The sequence below is a fragment of the Mesorhizobium sp. B2-8-1 genome (assembly GCF_006440955.1).
Classification (GTDB): domain Bacteria; phylum Pseudomonadota; class Alphaproteobacteria; order Rhizobiales; family Rhizobiaceae; genus Mesorhizobium.
In genome coordinates this window covers 94,460-111,381 of the sequence record NZ_VFTX01000006.1, presented here as the reverse complement: position 1 = coordinate 111,381, position 16,922 = coordinate 94,460, and the positions used below count along the sequence as shown (strand labels likewise).

General features: G+C 64.1%; 14 protein-coding genes. 3 read left to right on the top strand and 11 right to left on the bottom strand.

The window, feature by feature from the left end:
* Positions 1-126: 126 nt before the first annotated feature.
* The 3 genes from FJ428_RS17255 to FJ428_RS17245 all read left to right on the top strand — a co-directional run bounded on the left by FJ428_RS17255 (position 127) and on the right by FJ428_RS17245 (position 3,519).
* Positions 127-705: an SCO family protein gene (locus FJ428_RS17255; protein WP_140495247.1), complete on the top strand. Its 579-nt coding sequence runs from the start codon at positions 127-129 to the stop codon at positions 703-705.
* Positions 706-715: 10 nt separating this feature from the next.
* The gene (locus FJ428_RS17250) at positions 716-1,588 is read left to right on the top strand and encodes a 50S ribosomal protein L11 methyltransferase (protein ID WP_140557545.1); all 873 of its coding nucleotides are present in this window, start codon (positions 716-718) and stop codon (positions 1,586-1,588) included.
* Between the two features lie 86 nt (positions 1,589-1,674).
* A complete protein-coding gene (locus tag FJ428_RS17245; protein WP_140495244.1) occupies positions 1,675-3,519 on the top strand; it encodes an aminopeptidase P family protein in 1,845 nt (614 codons plus the stop codon).
* A gap of 46 nt (positions 3,520-3,565) precedes the next feature.
* Here FJ428_RS17245 and FJ428_RS17240 read toward each other — a convergent pair whose 3' ends face one another.
* The 11 genes from FJ428_RS17240 to FJ428_RS17190 form a co-directional block, all read right to left on the bottom strand.
* Positions 3,566-3,862 (bottom strand): AzlD family protein, encoded by a 297-nt coding sequence (locus FJ428_RS17240; RefSeq protein ID WP_140495242.1) that lies wholly within the window; start codon positions 3,860-3,862, stop codon positions 3,566-3,568.
* Entirely contained in the window at positions 3,859-4,587 is a 729-nt protein-coding gene (locus FJ428_RS17235) for an AzlC family ABC transporter permease (protein ID WP_140495239.1), read from the bottom strand. Before FJ428_RS17235 ends, FJ428_RS17240 begins: the two co-directional genes overlap by 4 nt.
* Before the next feature lie 104 nt (positions 4,588-4,691).
* Entirely contained in the window at positions 4,692-5,384 is a 693-nt protein-coding gene (locus FJ428_RS17230) for a TIGR02453 family protein (protein ID WP_140495860.1), read from the bottom strand.
* Positions 5,384-7,588 (bottom strand): NAD-dependent DNA ligase LigA, encoded by a 2,205-nt coding sequence (gene ligA / locus FJ428_RS17225; RefSeq protein ID WP_140495237.1) that lies wholly within the window; start codon positions 7,586-7,588, stop codon positions 5,384-5,386. The genes FJ428_RS17230 and ligA overlap by 1 nt, the downstream gene beginning before the upstream one ends.
* 211 nt (positions 7,589-7,799) lie before the next feature.
* Positions 7,800-9,473, bottom strand: coding sequence for a DNA repair protein RecN (recN, locus tag FJ428_RS17220; protein WP_140495235.1), 1,674 nt, complete (start codon positions 9,471-9,473; stop codon positions 7,800-7,802).
* Between the two features lie 13 nt (positions 9,474-9,486).
* The gene (locus tag FJ428_RS17215) at positions 9,487-10,356 is read right to left on the bottom strand and encodes an outer membrane protein assembly factor BamD (RefSeq protein WP_140495233.1); all 870 of its coding nucleotides are present in this window, start codon (positions 10,354-10,356) and stop codon (positions 9,487-9,489) included.
* Positions 10,357-10,618: 262 nt separating this feature from the next.
* A complete protein-coding gene (gene lpxC, locus FJ428_RS17210; protein ID WP_140495231.1) occupies positions 10,619-11,569 on the bottom strand; it encodes a UDP-3-O-acyl-N-acetylglucosamine deacetylase in 951 nt (316 codons plus the stop codon).
* A 282-nt stretch (positions 11,570-11,851) separates the two neighbouring features.
* Positions 11,852-13,534 carry a cell division protein FtsZ gene (ftsZ, locus tag FJ428_RS17205; RefSeq protein ID WP_140495229.1) on the bottom strand — a complete coding sequence of 561 codons (1,683 nt, stop codon included), beginning with the start codon at positions 13,532-13,534 and terminating at the stop codon, positions 11,852-11,854.
* 66 nt (positions 13,535-13,600) lie between these two features.
* Complete coding sequence (gene ftsA, locus FJ428_RS17200; RefSeq protein WP_140495227.1) at positions 13,601-14,908, bottom strand: cell division protein FtsA; 1,308 nt, start codon at positions 14,906-14,908, stop codon at positions 13,601-13,603.
* The gene (locus FJ428_RS17195) at positions 14,905-15,846 is read right to left on the bottom strand and encodes a cell division protein FtsQ/DivIB (protein WP_140495225.1); all 942 of its coding nucleotides are present in this window, start codon (positions 15,844-15,846) and stop codon (positions 14,905-14,907) included. Before FJ428_RS17195 ends, ftsA begins: the two co-directional genes overlap by 4 nt.
* Positions 15,834-16,760, bottom strand: a complete 927-nt coding sequence (locus FJ428_RS17190) for a D-alanine--D-alanine ligase (protein ID WP_140495223.1) — start codon at positions 16,758-16,760, stop codon at positions 15,834-15,836. Before FJ428_RS17190 ends, FJ428_RS17195 begins: the two co-directional genes overlap by 13 nt.
* Positions 16,761-16,922: the final 162 nt, after the last annotated feature.

Sequence of the window (16,922 nt, the reverse complement as noted above, 5' to 3'; positions counted from 1 at the left end):
ACGGCCGGTTGCGTCAACGCGGCACCTTTGCGTGTACCCGGTCGAACCGCTAAGACTGTTCGCCGAACCGAGGGCTGCCTGGCCATGACCGGCATGCCGATGAAATTACAAGACGGAATCCTGCGGATGATGCGCTCAATACTGGTCGGCATTCTCGTCCTGATGGCGGCCGGCATAGGCTGGCTGACCTTCGACTGGTATCGCGGCCACTATGGCGGCGAGCCTTTCGGTGCCGCCTTTACGCTGGTCGACCAGAAAGGCGCGCCGATCACCGAAGCCGCCTTCCGGGGCCACCCCAGCGTCGTCTTCTTCGGCTTCACCCATTGCCCAGAGGTCTGCCCGACCACGCTGTTCGAACTGTCCGGCTGGCTGAAGACGCTTGGTGACGATGGCAAGAACCTGCATGCCTACTTCGTCTCGGTCGATCCGGAGCGCGACACCCCCGCGGTCATGAACGCCTATGTCAGCAATTTCTCTGACCGCATCACCGGCATATCGGGCGACCCGGACAAGGTCCACGCCATGGCGAAGTCCTTCGGCATCTACTGGAAGAAAGTCGACACCGGCGACGGCGACTACACGATGGACCATACCGCCTCGGTGCTGCTGCTCAACGGCAAGGGCGATTTCGCCGGCACGATCGCCTATGGCGAAAGCGCCGACACCGCGGTGGAAAAGCTCAAACGCCTCGCGGCCAAGGGCTGATGCGAAATCCATGACCCAGACGCGGCTCCATTTCACCGCCGGCAAGATCGAATCCACCAGAATTTTCGCCGCCCTCGATGCCGCCTTTGAGGACGAAGGCTTGCCGATAGCCGTGCTGGAGGTCGATGAGGACGCGGACATTCATGAAGTCTCTCTCTATGCCGACGGCGATGTGGATGCGGTCGAGGCGCGGGTGAAGGACATTCTGGCAGGGCTAGCCCTGTCCAGGCCGGTCGAGCGCGAGACCTTGCCCGATATCGACTGGGTGGCGCGCTCGCTGGAAGGGCTGAAACCGGTGCGTGCCGGCCGTTTCTTCGTGCATGGCGCGCATGATCGCCGCAAACGCCACAGTGGCGAGCTTGCCATCGAGATCGAAGCGGGGCTGGCCTTCGGCACCGGCCACCACGGCACCACCGCCGGATGCCTGGAAATGCTGGAAAAGGTGACGCGGCGCGAGCGGCCGCGCAACGCGCTCGATCTCGGCACCGGCAGCGCGGTGCTGGCCATCGCTGTGGCCAAGCTCTTCCATATTCCCGTGCTGGCGACCGACATCGATCCGGTGGCGGTAAGCGTTGCCGCCGCCAATGCGCGGCTCAACCACGTCAAGGCGCTGGTGGAAACAGTGACCGCACCCGGATTCCACCATCCGATCTTTGCCAGGCGTGCGCCTTTCGACCTGATCATCGCCAACATATTGGCGCGGCCGCTGATGCGGCTTGCTCCGGAAATGGCGCGACACATCAGCCTCGGCGGCTCGCTGGTGCTGTCAGGCATCCTCGACCGGCAGCGCGATGCGGTGATCTCCGCCTATGTCGGCCAGAGCTTTCGCCATGTCAGAACGCTGCACCGCGAAGGCTGGGTGACGATCCATCTCAAACGGTGACGCAGCCCCGTCTGGCCCTGCTGAAATCGATTCCGGTTTCCAGCTCCATGCGCTACGGTCGGGCACTATCCGAGGGAGACGCCACCATGTTCCAGACCTTTGATTCCGCTGGCAATCCGGCCGTCGGCAGACCGCGCGTGGCGCTGCTGCGCCAATGGCTGGCGGAAAACGGCCTGGATGGATTTGTCGTTCCCCGCGCCGACGAGCATCAGGGCGAATATGTCGCCGACCGCTCGGCGCGGCTAAAATGGCTGACCGGCTTCAGCGGCTCCGCCGGCGTTGCCATCATCCTGCGCGACCGCGCCTTCATCTTCGTCGACGGACGCTACACGCTGCAGGTGCGCGGCGAGGTTGATCTCGGTATCTTCTCGATCGAGAGCCTGGTCGACAATCCGCCTGCAAATTGGCTCAAGGATAACCTCGGCAAGGGCGCGCGGCTCGGCTTCGACCCCTGGCTGCACACGATCGGCGAGGTCAAGGCGCTGCGGGCCTCGGCCGAAAAGACCGGCGCCGTGCTGGTGCCGCTCGAGGCGAACCCGATCGACATAATCTGGAAGGATCAGCCGGATGCACCGGTCGCTCCTGTCGAACTCCATCCCATCGGTTTTGCCGGCGAGCTCGCCAAGGACAAGCTGGCGCGGCTGGCGGCGGCGATCGGCCAGGAGGGCGCCACCCATGCGGTGCTGACGGATCCCTCCTCGATCGCCTGGGCCTTCAACATCCGTGGCGGCGACGTACCGCACACGCCGCTGGCGCTCGGCTTTGCTGTCCTCGCTGCCGACGGACGGCACCGGCTATTCATGGACAGCCGAAAATTCTCGCGCCAGGTTGCGGCGTATCTCACCCAGCTTGCCGAGCCCCATGAGCCCGGTGAATTCGAGGCAGCGGTCGTGGCGCTGGCCAAGAGCGGCGCGAAAATCGCGCTAGACCCCGTTTTGGCCGCCGACAGGCTGCGCATGCTGGTCGAGGACAATGGCGGCGAGGTGATTGCCGCTCCCGACCCGGCCCGCATCCCGCGCGCCACCAAGAACCAGGCCGAGATCAACGGCTCGCGCGCCGCGCATCGGCGCGATGGCGCGGCGGTGGCGAAGCTTTTGTGCTGGCTCGACCGCCAGAAGCCCGGCTCGCTCGACGAGATCGCGGTCGTCACCCGGCTGGAAGAGACGCGCCGGCAGACCGGCGAGGAAACGCAAATGCCGCTGCGCGACGTCTCCTTCGACACCATTTCGGGCGCCGGCCCGAATGGCGCCATCATGCACTACCGCGTCTCACGCGCCACCAGCCGCAAGCTCCAGGCCGGCGAGCTGTTCCTGCTCGATTCCGGCGCCCAATATCAGGACGGCACCACCGACATCACCCGCACCGTGCCGATCGGCCAGCCGACCGAGGAAATGCGCGAACGCTTCACGCTCGTGCTGAAAGGCATGATCGGCATTTCCACGCTGCGTTTCCCCGCCGGCACGCGCGGCTCGGAAATCGACGCCGTCGCCCGCATGGCGCTGTGGAAGCACGGCTGCGACTTCGCCCACGGCACCGGCCATGGCGTCGGCTCTTATCTGGCGGTGCACGAAGGCCCGCAACGCATCGCCCGCACGGGCACCGAAAAGCTGCTCGAAGGCATGATGCTGTCCAACGAGCCGGGCTATTACAAGGAAGGTTCTTACGGCATCCGCATCGAGAACCTCATCCTGGTGACGCCGGCCGAGCAGATCGACGGCGGCGACATCGCCATGCACGGTTTCGAGACGCTGACCCTGGCGCCGATCGACGTCAGGCTGGTGCGCTCGGATTTGTTGACCCGCGACGAGCTGCATTGGCTCGACACCTACCACGCCCGCGTGCTGGCCGAGATCGGGCCGATGCTCGACGGCGAGACGCTGGCCTGGCTGGAAAAGGCAACGGCGCCGTTACCGCATGGCGCTAAGATTTGAGTACGTCTAAGGCGGCGCCAGCGTTCGAACGATCGCGCCCGGAACTCTACCCCACGAACTGCCGCGCCAGGATCAGCATCGCCGCACCAGCCAAAAACATCGCCATCAGCCCGCCGCGCAGCGAAACCACAGCGGTGACAACCAACGCCGCCCATTCCGCCGGTCCGGCATTCAACAGTTCCGGCGCCACCAATGTCGTCAGCACCGCCGCCGGCACCGCGTTGAGGCCGGCCTCGACGCGCGGATGGATATTGTCGAAGCGCGAGATGACCAGATGTCCGCCGATGCGCGTAAGATAAGTGGCGATCGCGCCGGCGATGATGATCCAGAACGTCGTGCTCATGGCCGTGCCTTCACGCCTGAGTGGTGGGGCGGCAGGATGACGGCCAGCAGCATGCCGGCGATGGCGCCGATCGAGACGTGCCAGGGCGAACCTACCGTCTTGTAGGCGACGATCGAGGCGCAAGCACTGGCGACGACCACCGGCAGCCACAACGGCCGCTTGCGGAAGCCCATCACCAGGCCAAGGAAATAGATCGGCAGCAGGAAATCGATGCCCAGCGCATGCGTGTCGGGGATGAGCTTGCCGAACACCGCGCCGAGCGCGCTTTCGATCACCCAGAATACATAGACCGGCAGGCCGAGCCCGAGATACCAGGCGAAGCCGACCGTCTCGCCGGATTGCGCCCTCGCCTCGGCGACGGCGAATTGCGGATCGGTGAGGATGAAGAAGCCGAGCGCTTGGCTGACCACAGGCCAGTGCGCTATGCGCCGGCCGATACCGGCCGAATAGAGCACGTGGCGAAAATTGACGGCGAAGATTGACAGCACGATCAGCCACGGCGCGACATGCTGGCCGAACAGCTCGATGCCGACCATCTGGCTGGCGCCGCCGAAAATCATCGCACTCATCAGGAAGGCTTCGAACACCGAGAAGCCATTGTCGACGGCCAGCGCCCCGAACAGCACCCCGAACGGCGCCGACGCCACAACGACCGGCATGGAAAGCCGCACGCCTTGCCAGAAATCGCTCTTTGCGCCGTTCTCGGAAATTGCATCCGACACCATGGATAACTCCCAGGAGAATGGCCTGATCTAGGTAGCGTGGCCCGCCTTGTCACACGAATTCGGTTGAGCCCAACAATCAGCGGAAATGATTGCCAGGACCAATCCTAGCCCTGCGCCACCTTGCCCTCGATCGCCCTCCCCCAATCGAGCAGCGGCTTGGCGCGCATGGTGAAATCGACCAGCTCGTCGACCAGCGCCGCCGTGTGGATCCCCGCCGGATCGATGACATGCTGGACGTAGAAATGACGGTTGCGGATGGCCTCGGCCAGATCGGAATCACCGACATGCTCGAAGCCCCGCGGCGTGCGCTTCATGCGGCCCTCCGTCTCGAACTCAAGACCATTCTTCTTCAAGGCGGCCACCAGGGCGCGGAACCTGTCGGGCCTTGCCGCGATGGCCTTGCGCATGGCGAGCAACAGTTCCGGGGCGGGCTGCCACCAGGCAATGTCGGCGAAGCAGCGTTCCAGCCCGACGTGGACATAGAACACGCCCTGCTCCATCTTGGTGCCGTCGGGCGACAGGATCGCCGACAGATGCCGGTTGTAAGGCCGCTTGTCCTTGGCGAAGCGCACGTCCCGGTTGATCCGGAACAGTGATTTCTTGCGGTCGCCCTTGAGGCCGAGCCCGGCCTCGCCGAAACGGCGTGTGAGCGTCTCCACCAGATCGCCCAGCGGATCGCGCAATTCCTGTTCGAACAGGTCGCGATTCTCTACGAACCACTCGCGACTCTGGTGGAAATCAAGTGCCTTCAGGAACGGAATAGCCTTCTGGCCGAACCCCTTGAATTCGCCTGACATCATGCCTTGCCGATCCGCTGCAGCCACGCGTCCTCGTCTATGACCTCGATGCCGAGTTCACTGGCAAGCTTGAGTTTCGAGCCGGCGCCGGGCCCCGCCACCACCAGATCGGTCTTGGCCGAAACCGAGCCCGCCACCTTCGCGCCCAGCCGTTCGGCCATCGCCTTGGCTTCGGAACGCGTCATCTTTTCCAGCGAGCCCGTGAACACGACGGTCTTGCCCGCGACCACGCTGTCGGCCGAGACGGTGACGACATACGGCTTCGGCCTGACCTGTTTAAGCAACGCCTCAAGCACGTCGTCATTGCGCTCATTGCCGAAGAAATCGGCCAGCGCGTTGATCACCGTATCGCCGATGCCGTTGATCGACGGGAAGACACTATGCGGATCGTCAGCCGCCGCGGTCTCCTTGCCGACGCGGATCAGTTCCTCGATTGTCGAAAACGTCCGGGCAAGCACGGCCGCCGTCGTTTCGCCGATATGGCGGATCCCAAGCGCAAAGATGAAGCGGTCGAGCTCGGGTTCGCGGCGCGAATCGATCGCCGCAAAGAGCTTGTCCAACCCTTCATAGTTGCGGTCCTCGACGCTGCGCACGTTCTTGCGCGTCTTGCCCGACGCCGCCTCGCGCTGCCTCGCCTGCTCCTCGCGCCGCTCGGCCAGCGCCTTGGTGACGGCGGGACGCCGATCCCTGAGCGTGAAGATGTCGGCGGCCGTCTTGACCAGGCCCGCATTGAAGAACAGGTCGATGTTTTCCGCGCCTAGTCCCTCGATATCCATGGCCCCGCGCGACACGAAGTGGCGCAGCCCTTCCACGGCTTGCGCGGGGCAGATCAGTTCGCCCGTGCAACGCCTGCGGGAATCCTCCTTGCCGGTCTTCTCGTTGATTTCGCGCGTCGCCGGCGAGCCGCAGATCGGGCAAGTATGTGGGAATTCGTAAGGCACGGCATCCGGCGGACGCTTGTCGACGACGACACTGACGATCTGCGGGATGACATCCCCTGCCCGCTGGATCACCACGGTGTCGCCGATGCGCACGTCGATGCCGTCGCGGATCGGCTGGCCGTTGCTGTCGAAACCCTTGATATAGTCTTCGTTGTGCAGCGTGACGTTCTCGACCACGACGCCCCCGACTGTCACGGGCGCAAGCCTCGCTACCGGCGCCAGCGTGCCGGTGCGCCCGACCTGGATATCGATCTTCTGCACGGTCGTCATCGCCTGTTCGGCCGGAAATTTGTGCGCGATGGCCCAGCGCGGTTCGCCGGTGACGAAGCCCCACCGGCGCTGCAACTCCAGTTGGTCGACCTTGTAGACGACGCCGTCGATGTCGTAGCCCAAGGAAGAACGCTGTTCCTCGATGCGGTGATAATGCGCGATCAGCTCGCCGACCGACCTCGCCCGCACCATCAGCGGGCTGACTTTGAAGCCCCATTCCGCGAATTTCTGCACCGAATCGTATTGTGTCGGAGCGGGGTCGGCTGTCGTGTAGCCCCAGGCATAGGCAAGGAATTTGAGGTTCCGGCTGGCGGTGACCGATGGATCCTTCTGGCGCAGCGACCCAGCCGCCGTATTGCGCGGATTGACATAGTCCTGGCCGCCGGCGGCCGCCGAGCGTTGCTTCAGCGCCTCGAATTCCGCATAGGTCATGTAGACCTCGCCGCGTATCTCGATGATTTCGGGCCAGCCCGAGCCTTTCAGCCTGCCGGGAATATCGGCGATGGTCCTCAGATTGGCGGTGATGTCTTCGCCGACAGCGCCATCGCCGCGCGTTGCGCCCTGCACGAACACGCCGTTCTCGTAACGCAGCGAGGCCGACAGGCCGTCGATCTTCGGTTCGGCCGTGAAGGCGATGTCGAGATCCTTGTCGCGGTCGAAGAAGCGCCGGCCGCGTTCGATGAAATCTGCGACGTCCTCGTCGGTATAGGCCTTGGCGAGGCTGAGCATGGGCACGGCATGGCGCACCTTGGCAAAGCCTTCCGCCGGCGCGGCACCGACCCTGCGCGATGGCGAATCCTCGCGCACCAGGGCGGGAAAGCGCTGCTCGATGGCGAAGTTGCGCCGGGTCAGCGCATCATAGGCGGCGTCGGTGATAACAGGCGCGTCCTCGGTATGGTAGCGGCGGTCGTGCTCCGCGATCTCCTGCGCCAGGCGCTTCAGCTCCGCTTCGGCTTCGCTCTCACTGAGTGAATCGACTGGTCTTTCAGACATCGCACGGCTTCCCTGACCAATGCACGCCGCCCAAAATATGGTGCGATTTTGGGGCAACGACATGCACAAAACAATAACCAAGGCGCAGCGCACTTTGGTTGGGCGCCACTATAAATCAGGATTTGGCAGGAGGGAGCCGGCCTGCGAAAAAATCATTCCTGAACAGCAGGATGCAGCCATATCCTGACTCGCCTTCACGGGAAACGAGCTTTCAGGCAGCCGCCGTATTCTCCCGCAGCAATCTCTCGGCGGCCGCGCGCGCTTCGTCGGTGATGGTGGCGCCGGCCAGCATGCGCGCGATCTCTTCCTGGCGCGCCGCCCGGTCCATTTCGGCGATGCCGGTCGCGACCTTGTCGGTGCTGCCGGACTTGGAGATCAGGAAGTGCGTCGCCGCGCGGGCCGCCACCTGCGGCGCATGGGTGACCGAGAGCACCTGCACGCGCCTGGACAATCTTGCCAGCCGCTGGCCGATGGCATCCGCGACGGCGCCGCCCACCCCTGTGTCGATTTCATCGAAGACCAGCGTTGGCGCCGAGCCCCGGTCGGCCAGCGCCACCTTCAGCGCCAGTAGGAAGCGCGAAAGCTCGCCGCCGGAAGCAACCTTCATCATCGGCCCGGGTCGCGTGCCGGGATTGGTGCGCACCCAGAACTCGATCTGGTCGATGCCCTCTTCCATGCGGCTCTCGGCCTCGCTCTTCATCTCGACGATGAAGGCGGCGCGTTCGAGCTTAAGCGCCGGCAGTTCGGCCATCACCGCCTTGGTCAGCCCGACCGCCGCGGCATGGCGAAGCGAGGACAACTGCGCGGCGGCGATATCATAGGCTTCGCGCGCTGCGGCCGCCTGCTTTTCCAGCCCATGAAGGCGCTCCTCGCCGGCATCGAGATCGGCAAGATCGGCAACCATCGTGTCGCGCAATTGCGCCAAATCATCGACGGCAACGCTGTGCTTGCGCGATGCCGCGCGCAGCGAAAACAATCGCTCTTCCGCCTTTTCCAGCCGCTGTGGATCATATTCGGTGGCGCGCAAAGCCGCCTCGACACCCGACTGCGCCGCGTCGAGCGACAGCATCGCCTCATCCAGCGACTTGACCACTTCGTCGAGCAGCCCGGGGGCCTCGCCGGCCTTGCGCTGCAACCGCCTGAGCAGGCTGGCCAGTTGCGGCAAGGGCGAGGATGGACCCGAAAGCACGTCCTGCGCGTCGTGGATTTCGGAGGCGATCTTCTCGGCCCGCATCATGTGGGCGCGCAAGTCGGCAAGCTCAGTCTCCTCACCCGGCTGCGGATCGAGCTTGGTCAGCTCCGTGACCGCTGCGCGCAGGTAGTCCGCTTCGCGCGCCGCCGCCGCCACCTTGGCACGATGGCGCGAGAGCTCCTGCTCGCAGGCGCGCCAGTGCCGCCAGGCCTCGGCCGCCGACCGGACGGCGCCGAGATGGCCGCCGAAGGCGTCGAGCACGTCGCGATGCGCGCCGGGATCGACAAGGGCGCGTTCGTCATGCTGGCCGTGGATCTCGACCAGCGCGCGGCCGACGTCGCGCATCAGCGTCACGCTGGACGGCTGATCGTTGACGAAGACGCGGGTGCGGCCGTCCACAGTCTGCAAGCGGCGCAGGATGATGTCGCCGTCGTCCTCGATGGCATTCTCGGCAAGCAACGCGCGCACCGGATGGTTGCGCGGCACGTCGAACACGGCAATCACCTGGCCCTGTGCCGCGCCGTGGCGCACCAGGGAAGCGTCACCGCGAGCCCCAAGCGCCAAGGACAGAGCGTCGAGCAGGATGGATTTTCCGGCGCCGGTCTCGCCCGTCAGCACCGAGAGACCGGGCTGGAAGTCGATATCCAGCTTCTCGATCAGGACGATATCGCGGATCGACAGCCTGGAAAGCATCGTTACGCCTGCATCAGGCGCCGGTGATCAGTTTCCCGGCCTTGGATATCCACGAGCCGGCATTCTCGCGCGGCGCAAGCCCGTTGCTCTGCAGGAGCTTGTAGGAATCCTTGTACCATGGGCTGTCGGGATAATTGGTGCCGAGAACGGCGGCAGCGGTCTGCGCCTCCGAAGTCAGGCCCATCGCATAATAGCTCTCGGTCAGGCGCGCCAGCGCCTCCTCGACATGCCGGGTGTTGGAATAATTCTCGACCACATTGCGAAAGCGCTTGACCGCGGCGATGTATTCGCGGCGTTCGAGATAATAGCGGCCGATCTGCATCTCCTTGCCGGCGAGTTGGTCGTTGGCGAAGCGGATCTTTTCCTTGGCGTCATCGACATATTCTGAATTAGGCCAGCGCGTCACGAGATCCTGCATGGTCTGCACGGTCTGGCGCGCTTCCTTCTGATCCTGCGTCACGTCCTTGATCTGGCGGTAGTAGCTAAGGCCGATGATGTACTGCGCATAAGCCGCGTCATCCGTTGACGGATACAGCGTCAGATAACGCTTGGCCGACGAGATCGCTTCGTCGTAGCTGCCCTTGCGATAGTCGGCGAACGCGCCCATCACCATCGATTTGCGGGCCCACTCCGAATAAGGATGCTGGCGGTCGACCGCGTCGAACTTCTTGCTCGCCTCGTCGAGGCGTCCGGCATTCAGATTGGCGAGCCCTTGGTTGTAGAGAACGTCGGCCGGCTCGGTCTGATCGACATAGGTCGACAGGTCGATATCTTTTTCCGACGACATGCAAGCAGACAGGAAGAGCGATGGAACAACCACCGAAAGCGCCAGGAAAACGGACCGCTGCGGCGCTTTCAATTGACCGACTCGCTTGAAGAACATGATTGGATTGCGCCCTTTCGGCGTTATTTCAGTGCCTGTTGCATATCGTTTCCCCAAAACTGGTCCCCACTTCCAGGCGACATGCACTATCGACGGCAGCAGCCATAAACCATAACCGCCTTGCCCGGCAACGCTATGTCTAGGCAATCGAACATTTTTGTGGCGGCCGGGCCGCGCCGGAGCATCCCTGCGATTTCGCCGGCAAATGATGCATTCATGCAACACCAGCGAGCTGCGATGGTATCCGGAAAGTGGCGGCGACTCAGATCATCCAGGGCGCATAGAGAGGCGCGTTGACGGCGCTCATCTCGGCCGCACGGCCGCGCTCGCGGCGGGTCGTTTCGACGATCTCGAACGCGGTACGGTCCGACAGCACGCGCCGCAAGGCGGCCGCATTCAGCCTATGGCCGCCACGATAGGAGCGGAAGCAGCCGATGAAGCGGGCCCCGGCCAGTGCCAGGTCGCCCATGGCGTCCAGCGTCTTATGGCGTACGAACTCGTTGGGGTAGCGCAAGCCGCCCATGTTGATGACGCGGTTGTCGTCACCGATGACCAGCGAATTCTCAAGCGAGGATCCCAGCGCATAGCCGGCGGCCCACAGCCGCTCGACGTCCTTCATGAAGCCGAAGGTGCGGGCGCGCGCGATGTCGCGGCGGAAAATGTCCGCATTGATGTCGGACGCGAACAGCTGCCGGCCGATCGCCGGGCTTTCGAAATCGATCTCGACCTCGAAGCGGGTGCCGTCATAGGGCCTGAACTCAGCCCAGGAGGCGCCGTTCTCGATGCGGACCGGCTTGACGATCCGGATGTAGCGCCGCTTGACCGACAGCGTTTCGATGCCGGCCTGGTCTATGGCCTCGACGAACGCCATGGCGCTGCCGTCGAGGATAGGGACCTCATGGCCGTCGATCTCGATGATGACATTGTCGATGCCGAGCCCGAACAGCGCCGCCATGATGTGCTCGACCGTGGCGATGTGCTCGCCAGAGGGGTCACCGAGCATGGTGCACAGATCGGTTGCGCCGATCTCGGAAAACAGGGCGCGGAACTCGCGACCTTGCCCGTTCTCACTAAAAAGCTGGAAAACGATGCCGGTGTCGGCATCTGCCGGGAGAAAGCTGATGGAAACTTCCTTGCCGCTGTGAACGCCGGTGCCCGTAAGCGACGCGCGCGTCTTCACTGTCGTCTGATAGTCGTGCAAGACAATCCCCATAAGCCCGAAATGCCTAGGTCCGCTTCTCCAGCCCGAGGGCGCGGCTCTCTTGTAAAAATCGGCAGGCCAGGTCACTTCCCCCGAAATCCCGGCAAACCGACGACGGTAGGCAATGAAGATAATGTCCCGTCAGGGATAGTCCAAATCACGGTTTCTTACTCTTTGTAACCGCAACCGACGTATGGATAGCCTCTTAAGTGCTTGAATTTCCATTCTTTTAAACGTTAACAGGCAAGCAATTCCTTGCTTGCCTGTTAACAATTGTTACAGCCCGTTAACCGCTCAGTTGGCCTGGCGACGCAGGAACGCCGGAATTTCCAGCTGGTCGTCCTCCTGAGTCGCCCTGGCCTGCGGCGTCAGGCGGCCTTGGTCGTCGAGCTGGCCGCGACGAGGCGCGTAGAGCTGCGCGTCCTGGCTTGCCAGACGGCGCACTTCCGGTGCGGCCTGACGCAGCTTGGGCTCGCGCGGCTGCGCCGGCTGCAGGCGTGCAGGCTCTTCCTCGCGGCGCGTCAGGCCGTTGGTCAGACGCTTCAAGAGCCCCATCGGTCCGCTGTTCTCATGGTCGGCCGGGCGGCTCTTGGCGTCGACCTCGGCCTTCACGACAGGCGGAAAGTCCTCGACGCGCGGCATGCGCTGGGGAGCCATCGCGACCGGCTGCTGGACTTCGCGCAGGATCTCGCGCGGCTGAGGCGCCGGCTGCATCTGCTGGACCACGGGCTGCACCATCGGTTGCGGCTGCGCCGGCGGAGCCTGGAAGATCTTGCTCTGCGGACGGAAATCATCCGCATGGGCAATTGGCGCCGGACGGGCTTGTGCCATCGCCGCGGCGTTTGCTTCGGCCAGTTGGATCGCTTCCGCGACCGGATCGGCGGCGCGCGGCTCGAACGCAGCCTGCTGGACCGGCGCGGGGCGGCTTTCCGCCGCGGCAACGGCCGGGCGGGCGGCCGGCTTCTGCGGCGCGGTGCGGATCGAGATCGGCGCGGCGGCGATTTCGGCCGCCGACTTGTCGATGCCGGTGGCGACAACCGAGACGCGGATGACGCCTTCGAGCTCCTCGTCGAAAGTGGCGCCCAGGATGATGTTGGCGTCCTGGTCGACCTCCTCGCGGATGCGGGTCGCCGCTTCGTCGACTTCGAACAGCGTCAGGTCGCGGCCGCCGGTGATCGAGATCAGCAGGCCCTTGGCGCCCTTCATCGAGGTCTCGTCGAGCAGCGGGTTGGCGATCGCGGCTTCCGCGGCCGCCATCGCGCGGCCCTCGCCCGATGCCTCGCCGGTGCCCATCATCGCCTTGCCCATCTCGCGCATCACCGAACGAACGTCGGCGAAGTCGAGATTGATCAGGCCTTCCTTGACCATCAGGTCGGTGATGCAGGCTACACCCGAATAGAGAACCTGGTCAGCCATGGCGAACGCGTCGGCGAAGGTGGTCTTGTCATTGGCCAGCCGGAACAGGTTCTGGTTAGGGATGACGATCAGCGTGTCGACGCATTTCTGCAGCTCCTCGATGCCGAAATCCGCCGTCTTCATGCGGCGCTGGCCTTCGAAATGGAACGGCTTGGTGACGACGCCGACAGTGAGGATGCCCTTCTCGCGGGCGGCGCGCGCCACGACCGGCGCCGCTCCCGTGCCCGTGCCGCCGCCCATGCCCGCGGTGACGAAGCACATATGGGTGTTGGACAGGTGATCGATGATCTCGTCGATGCATTCTTCCGCTGCCGCGCGGCCCACTTCAGGCTGGGATCCGGCGCCCAGCCCCTCGGTGACATGCGCGCCGAGCTGGATCAGCCGGTCGGCTTTCGACATGGTCAGCGCCTGCGCGTCGGTGTTGGCGACAACGAACTCGACGCCGCGCAGACCGGCGGTGATCATGTTGTTGACGGCGTTGCCGCCGCCGCCGCCGACGCCGAACACGGTGATGCGTGGCTTAAGCTCGGTGATGTCCGGCTTTTGCAGATTGATGGTCATTGTCTCCGTCCTTTGCCTTTCCTGCCGCTTCGCCGCCGCGGCCACTTATGGGGCTGTCCCCGTCAATTAGAAACTGTCTCTCAACCACTGACTCATGCGATGCAGTTTTCCGCCCGTTCCGGTCATCCTGAGACCGGAAATTCCTTTCGCCGGATGGCTCTCGAAGCTCGCCATCTGCGGATAGATCAACAAGCCGACGGCCGCCGAGAAGGCCGGCCCCTTCGCCGCTTCGGGCAGGCCCGCCACGCCGAGCGGGCGGCCGATGCGCACATTGCGCCCCAGGATGCGGCGCGCCGCTTCCGGCAGGCCGGCAAGCTGGCTGGCGCCGCCGGTCAGCACCACGCGCTTGCCCACCGCATTGCCGTAGCCGGACTTGTTCAGCCGGTCGCGCAAAAGCTCGAGCGTCTCGTCGATGCGGGCACGCACGATGCGCGTCATGACGGAGCGCGGAATCTGGAGCGGCACTTCGCCCTCGTCGCCGATCGGCTGGATCGAGACCAGGTCGCGGTCATCGGCGCTGCCGGGCAACGCCGAACCGTGCATCACCTTCAGCCGTTCGGCGGCATCGAGCGAGGTGGACAGTCCCTTGGCCATGTCCAGCGTGACGTGGTTGCCGCCGATGGCGATGGCGTCGCCATGGACGAACTTGCCTTCCGAAAACACCGAGATCGTCGTCGTGCCGCCGCCCATATCGATGCAGGCGGCGCCCAGTTCCAGTTCGTCGTCGACCAATGCCGCCAGCCCGCTGGCATAGGGCGTCGCCACCATGCGCTCGACCGAAAGATGCGAGCGGTTGATGGAGAGCTCCAGGTTGCGCATCGGAGCGGCGTCGCCGGTCAGCACATGCATGTCGACGCCAAGCGTGTCGCCGACCATGCCGCGCGGATCGCGCACGCCGCGCTCAGCGTCGAGCGAGAAGCCGACGGGGAGCGAATGGACCACCTCGCGCTCCGTCTTCAGCGCCTGCTTGGCGCCGGCACCGAGCACCCGCTTGATGTCGGCCTCGTCGGCCTCATGGCCGCCGAGATTGATGGTTGCCGAGAAAGCTTCGCTCTTCAGCCGGCCGGCGGTCATGTTCACGATCAGCGAATCGACCGTCAGCCCGGCCATGCGCTCGGCGGCGTCGACGGAGAGACGAATGGCATGTTCGGCACGATCGAGATCGATGACGACGCCCGATTTGACGCCCTGCGACTTCTGGTGTCCGATGCCGATCACCTGGATGCGGTGCGAGCGTCCGCGCAGCAGCTTGCCGTCATCGCATGGCTTCAGCTTCGCCACCATGCAGCAGACCTTGTTCGAACCGACATCCAGCACCGTCAAGGTGCCGGAGCGGCGCGACGAGGCATCGCTTGAACCGCCAAGCCAGCTCATATCTTCGTCTCCGGCTTGCGCTTCAGCATTTTCGGCTTCTCGTTGAGCGCGGCTTCGCGCTGGGTCGCCGCCTCCGGCGTCAGTTGCACGACCAGCCGGTCGGACAGCCGCATGTCGACGGCGGCGATGTCGCGCGACAACAGCCCCTTGTCATGGTCCATGCCGACGAGTTCGGCGAGTGCCTGATCCTCGCCATCCTCGGGAAGCTTGACAGTGATGCCGTTGTCGAGCTTCAGGTCCCAGCGCCGATCGCCGACACGGACATAGCCCCTGATGCGGGTCGCGAGATCCGGGTATTTTTCGATCTTCGCCAGGAATTCCGGCGCCTTGGCCGGCGCGCCGGCTCCGATCAGCAATGGCAGCAGCACCTGCTTGCCACCCGAGAACGGTGCGATAACGGCACCGTCTTTTTCGATGACGGAGAGATCGCTGCCCTGCTGCCAAAGTGCGAACGCCTGACGCTCCTCGACGCGCACCTCCAACGTGTGCGGATAGACCTTGCGCACCGCGGCGACCTCGATCCAGGGCAAGGTGGCGATGCGTTCCCGCGCCGCCTCGGCATCGAAGCCGATCAGCGACGTCCAGCCATCGAGCTCGAGCCTGTCGAGAATATCGATCTCGGACGTCTGGCGATTGCCGACCACCTTGACCTGGTCGACGGCAAAGCCGGTCCGGGCAGTGATGCTCTGGACGATGCCGTCGGCATGACCGCCGAGATAGGCGCCATAGGCGCCGCTCGAGGCAATGAGCACTGCCGACATGATCGCGGCGGAGAAGCGCGGCGCCTGGAATTCGCCCTCGCCCAGGCGCGCCAGGATACGCACCGGGCGGCGAAGCACGCGCGGCAGCACGAAATGGTCGAACGACAATGGCAGGCTGAACAGCGCCGGCCCGGCCACGCCCTTCCCCTTGCCCTGCCCCCATTTCAACGCAGACACGAAGCGTCCTCCACCATCCAACTCAACAGATCGCCGAACGAATGCCCTGCCTGGGCGGCGATTTCAGGCACCAGAGACGTCGGCGTCATGCCCGGCTGGGTATTGACCTCGAGCCATACAACCTCGCCATTTTCGGAGTGACGATCGTCATAACGGAAGTCCGACCGGGAAACGCCCCGACAGCCGACAGCTTGGTGAGCCTTGAGCGCCAGTGTCTGTATTTTTTGGTAAATATTCGGTGAAACTTTTGCGGGGCATTCGTGTTTTGATCCGCCCGCGACATATTTTGAATCGTAGTCATAGAACGAATGGCCCGTCGGGATGATCTCGCAGACGCCAAGCGCCACGTCGCCCATGACGGCACAGGTCAGCTCGCGCCCATGGATGTAACGCTCGACCATGACGGTATCGCCATATTTCCACTCGGACGAGCCGATGACCTGCGGCGGATGCGACTGCCCCTCATGCACGATCACGACGCCGAAGCTCGACCCCTCATTGACCGGCTTCACCACATAAGGCGGCTTCATCGGATGGTTGTTCTGAATGGCGAAGCGATTGGCGACCTTCGATTCGGCGACGGGGACACCGGCCAATTTCACGACTTTCTTCGACTGCTCCTTGTTCATCGCAAGCGCCGAGGCGAGCACGCCGGAATGGGTGTAGGGAATGCCGAGATATTCGAGAATGCCCTGAATGGTGCCGTCCTCGCCAAAAGGACCATGCAGCGCATTGAAGGCGACATCGGGCCTGAGATCGGCAAGCACGGAGCCGACGTCGCGCCCGACATCGACGCGCGTGACTTGATAGCCTTCCGTCTCAAGCACATCGGCACAGGCCTTCCCCGAAGACAGGGACACGGGCCGCTCGGACGAGAAACCACCCAGCAGGACGGCCACATGCTTGTTTTTCATTCCCCGTCATCCCCTCTCACGGCGGATCAAAAACCAAGATTTCCGCAACATTGAGTCCGAGTCTCCCGGCAGGTTGCCCCCCAGACGGAAAACGCGGGAAACGCGTCGAACGACTCAAATCAGGAAACGCTTTGGAGCAGAGAATCAGAGAGTTGATTCACT

Bases quoted from the DNA above. Each gene is read 5' to 3' on its own strand.
- FJ428_RS17235 (WP_140495239.1), bottom strand. From the start codon at position 4,587: ATGGTGTCGGATGCAATTTCCGAGAACGGCGCAAAGAGCGATTTCTGG.
- FJ428_RS17190 (WP_140495223.1), bottom strand. From the start codon at position 16,760: ATGAAAAACAAGCATGTGGCCGTCCTGCTGGGTGGTTTCTCGTCCGAG.
- lpxC (WP_140495231.1), bottom strand. From the start codon at position 11,569: ATGGGGATTGTCTTGCACGACTATCAGACGACAGTGAAGACGCGCGCG.
- ftsZ (WP_140495229.1), bottom strand. From the start codon at position 13,534: ATGACCATCAATCTGCAAAAGCCGGACATCACCGAGCTTAAGCCACGC.
- FJ428_RS17240 (WP_140495242.1), bottom strand. From the start codon at position 3,862: ATGAGCACGACGTTCTGGATCATCATCGCCGGCGCGATCGCCACTTAT.
- FJ428_RS17245 (WP_140495244.1), top strand. From the start codon at position 1,675: ATGTTCCAGACCTTTGATTCCGCTGGCAATCCGGCCGTCGGCAGACCG.
- ftsA (WP_140495227.1), bottom strand. From the start codon at position 14,908: ATGAGCTGGCTTGGCGGTTCAAGCGATGCCTCGTCGCGCCGCTCCGGC.
- recN (WP_140495235.1), bottom strand. From the start codon at position 9,473: ATGCTTTCCAGGCTGTCGATCCGCGATATCGTCCTGATCGAGAAGCTG.
- ligA (WP_140495237.1), bottom strand. From the start codon at position 7,588: ATGTCTGAAAGACCAGTCGATTCACTCAGTGAGAGCGAAGCCGAAGCG.
- FJ428_RS17255 (WP_140495247.1), top strand. From the start codon at position 127: ATGATGCGCTCAATACTGGTCGGCATTCTCGTCCTGATGGCGGCCGGC.
- FJ428_RS17215 (WP_140495233.1), bottom strand. From the start codon at position 10,356: ATGTTCTTCAAGCGAGTCGGTCAATTGAAAGCGCCGCAGCGGTCCGTT.
- FJ428_RS17230 (WP_140495860.1), bottom strand. From the start codon at position 5,384: ATGTCAGGCGAATTCAAGGGGTTCGGCCAGAAGGCTATTCCGTTCCTG.
- FJ428_RS17250 (WP_140557545.1), top strand. From the start codon at position 716: ATGACCCAGACGCGGCTCCATTTCACCGCCGGCAAGATCGAATCCACC.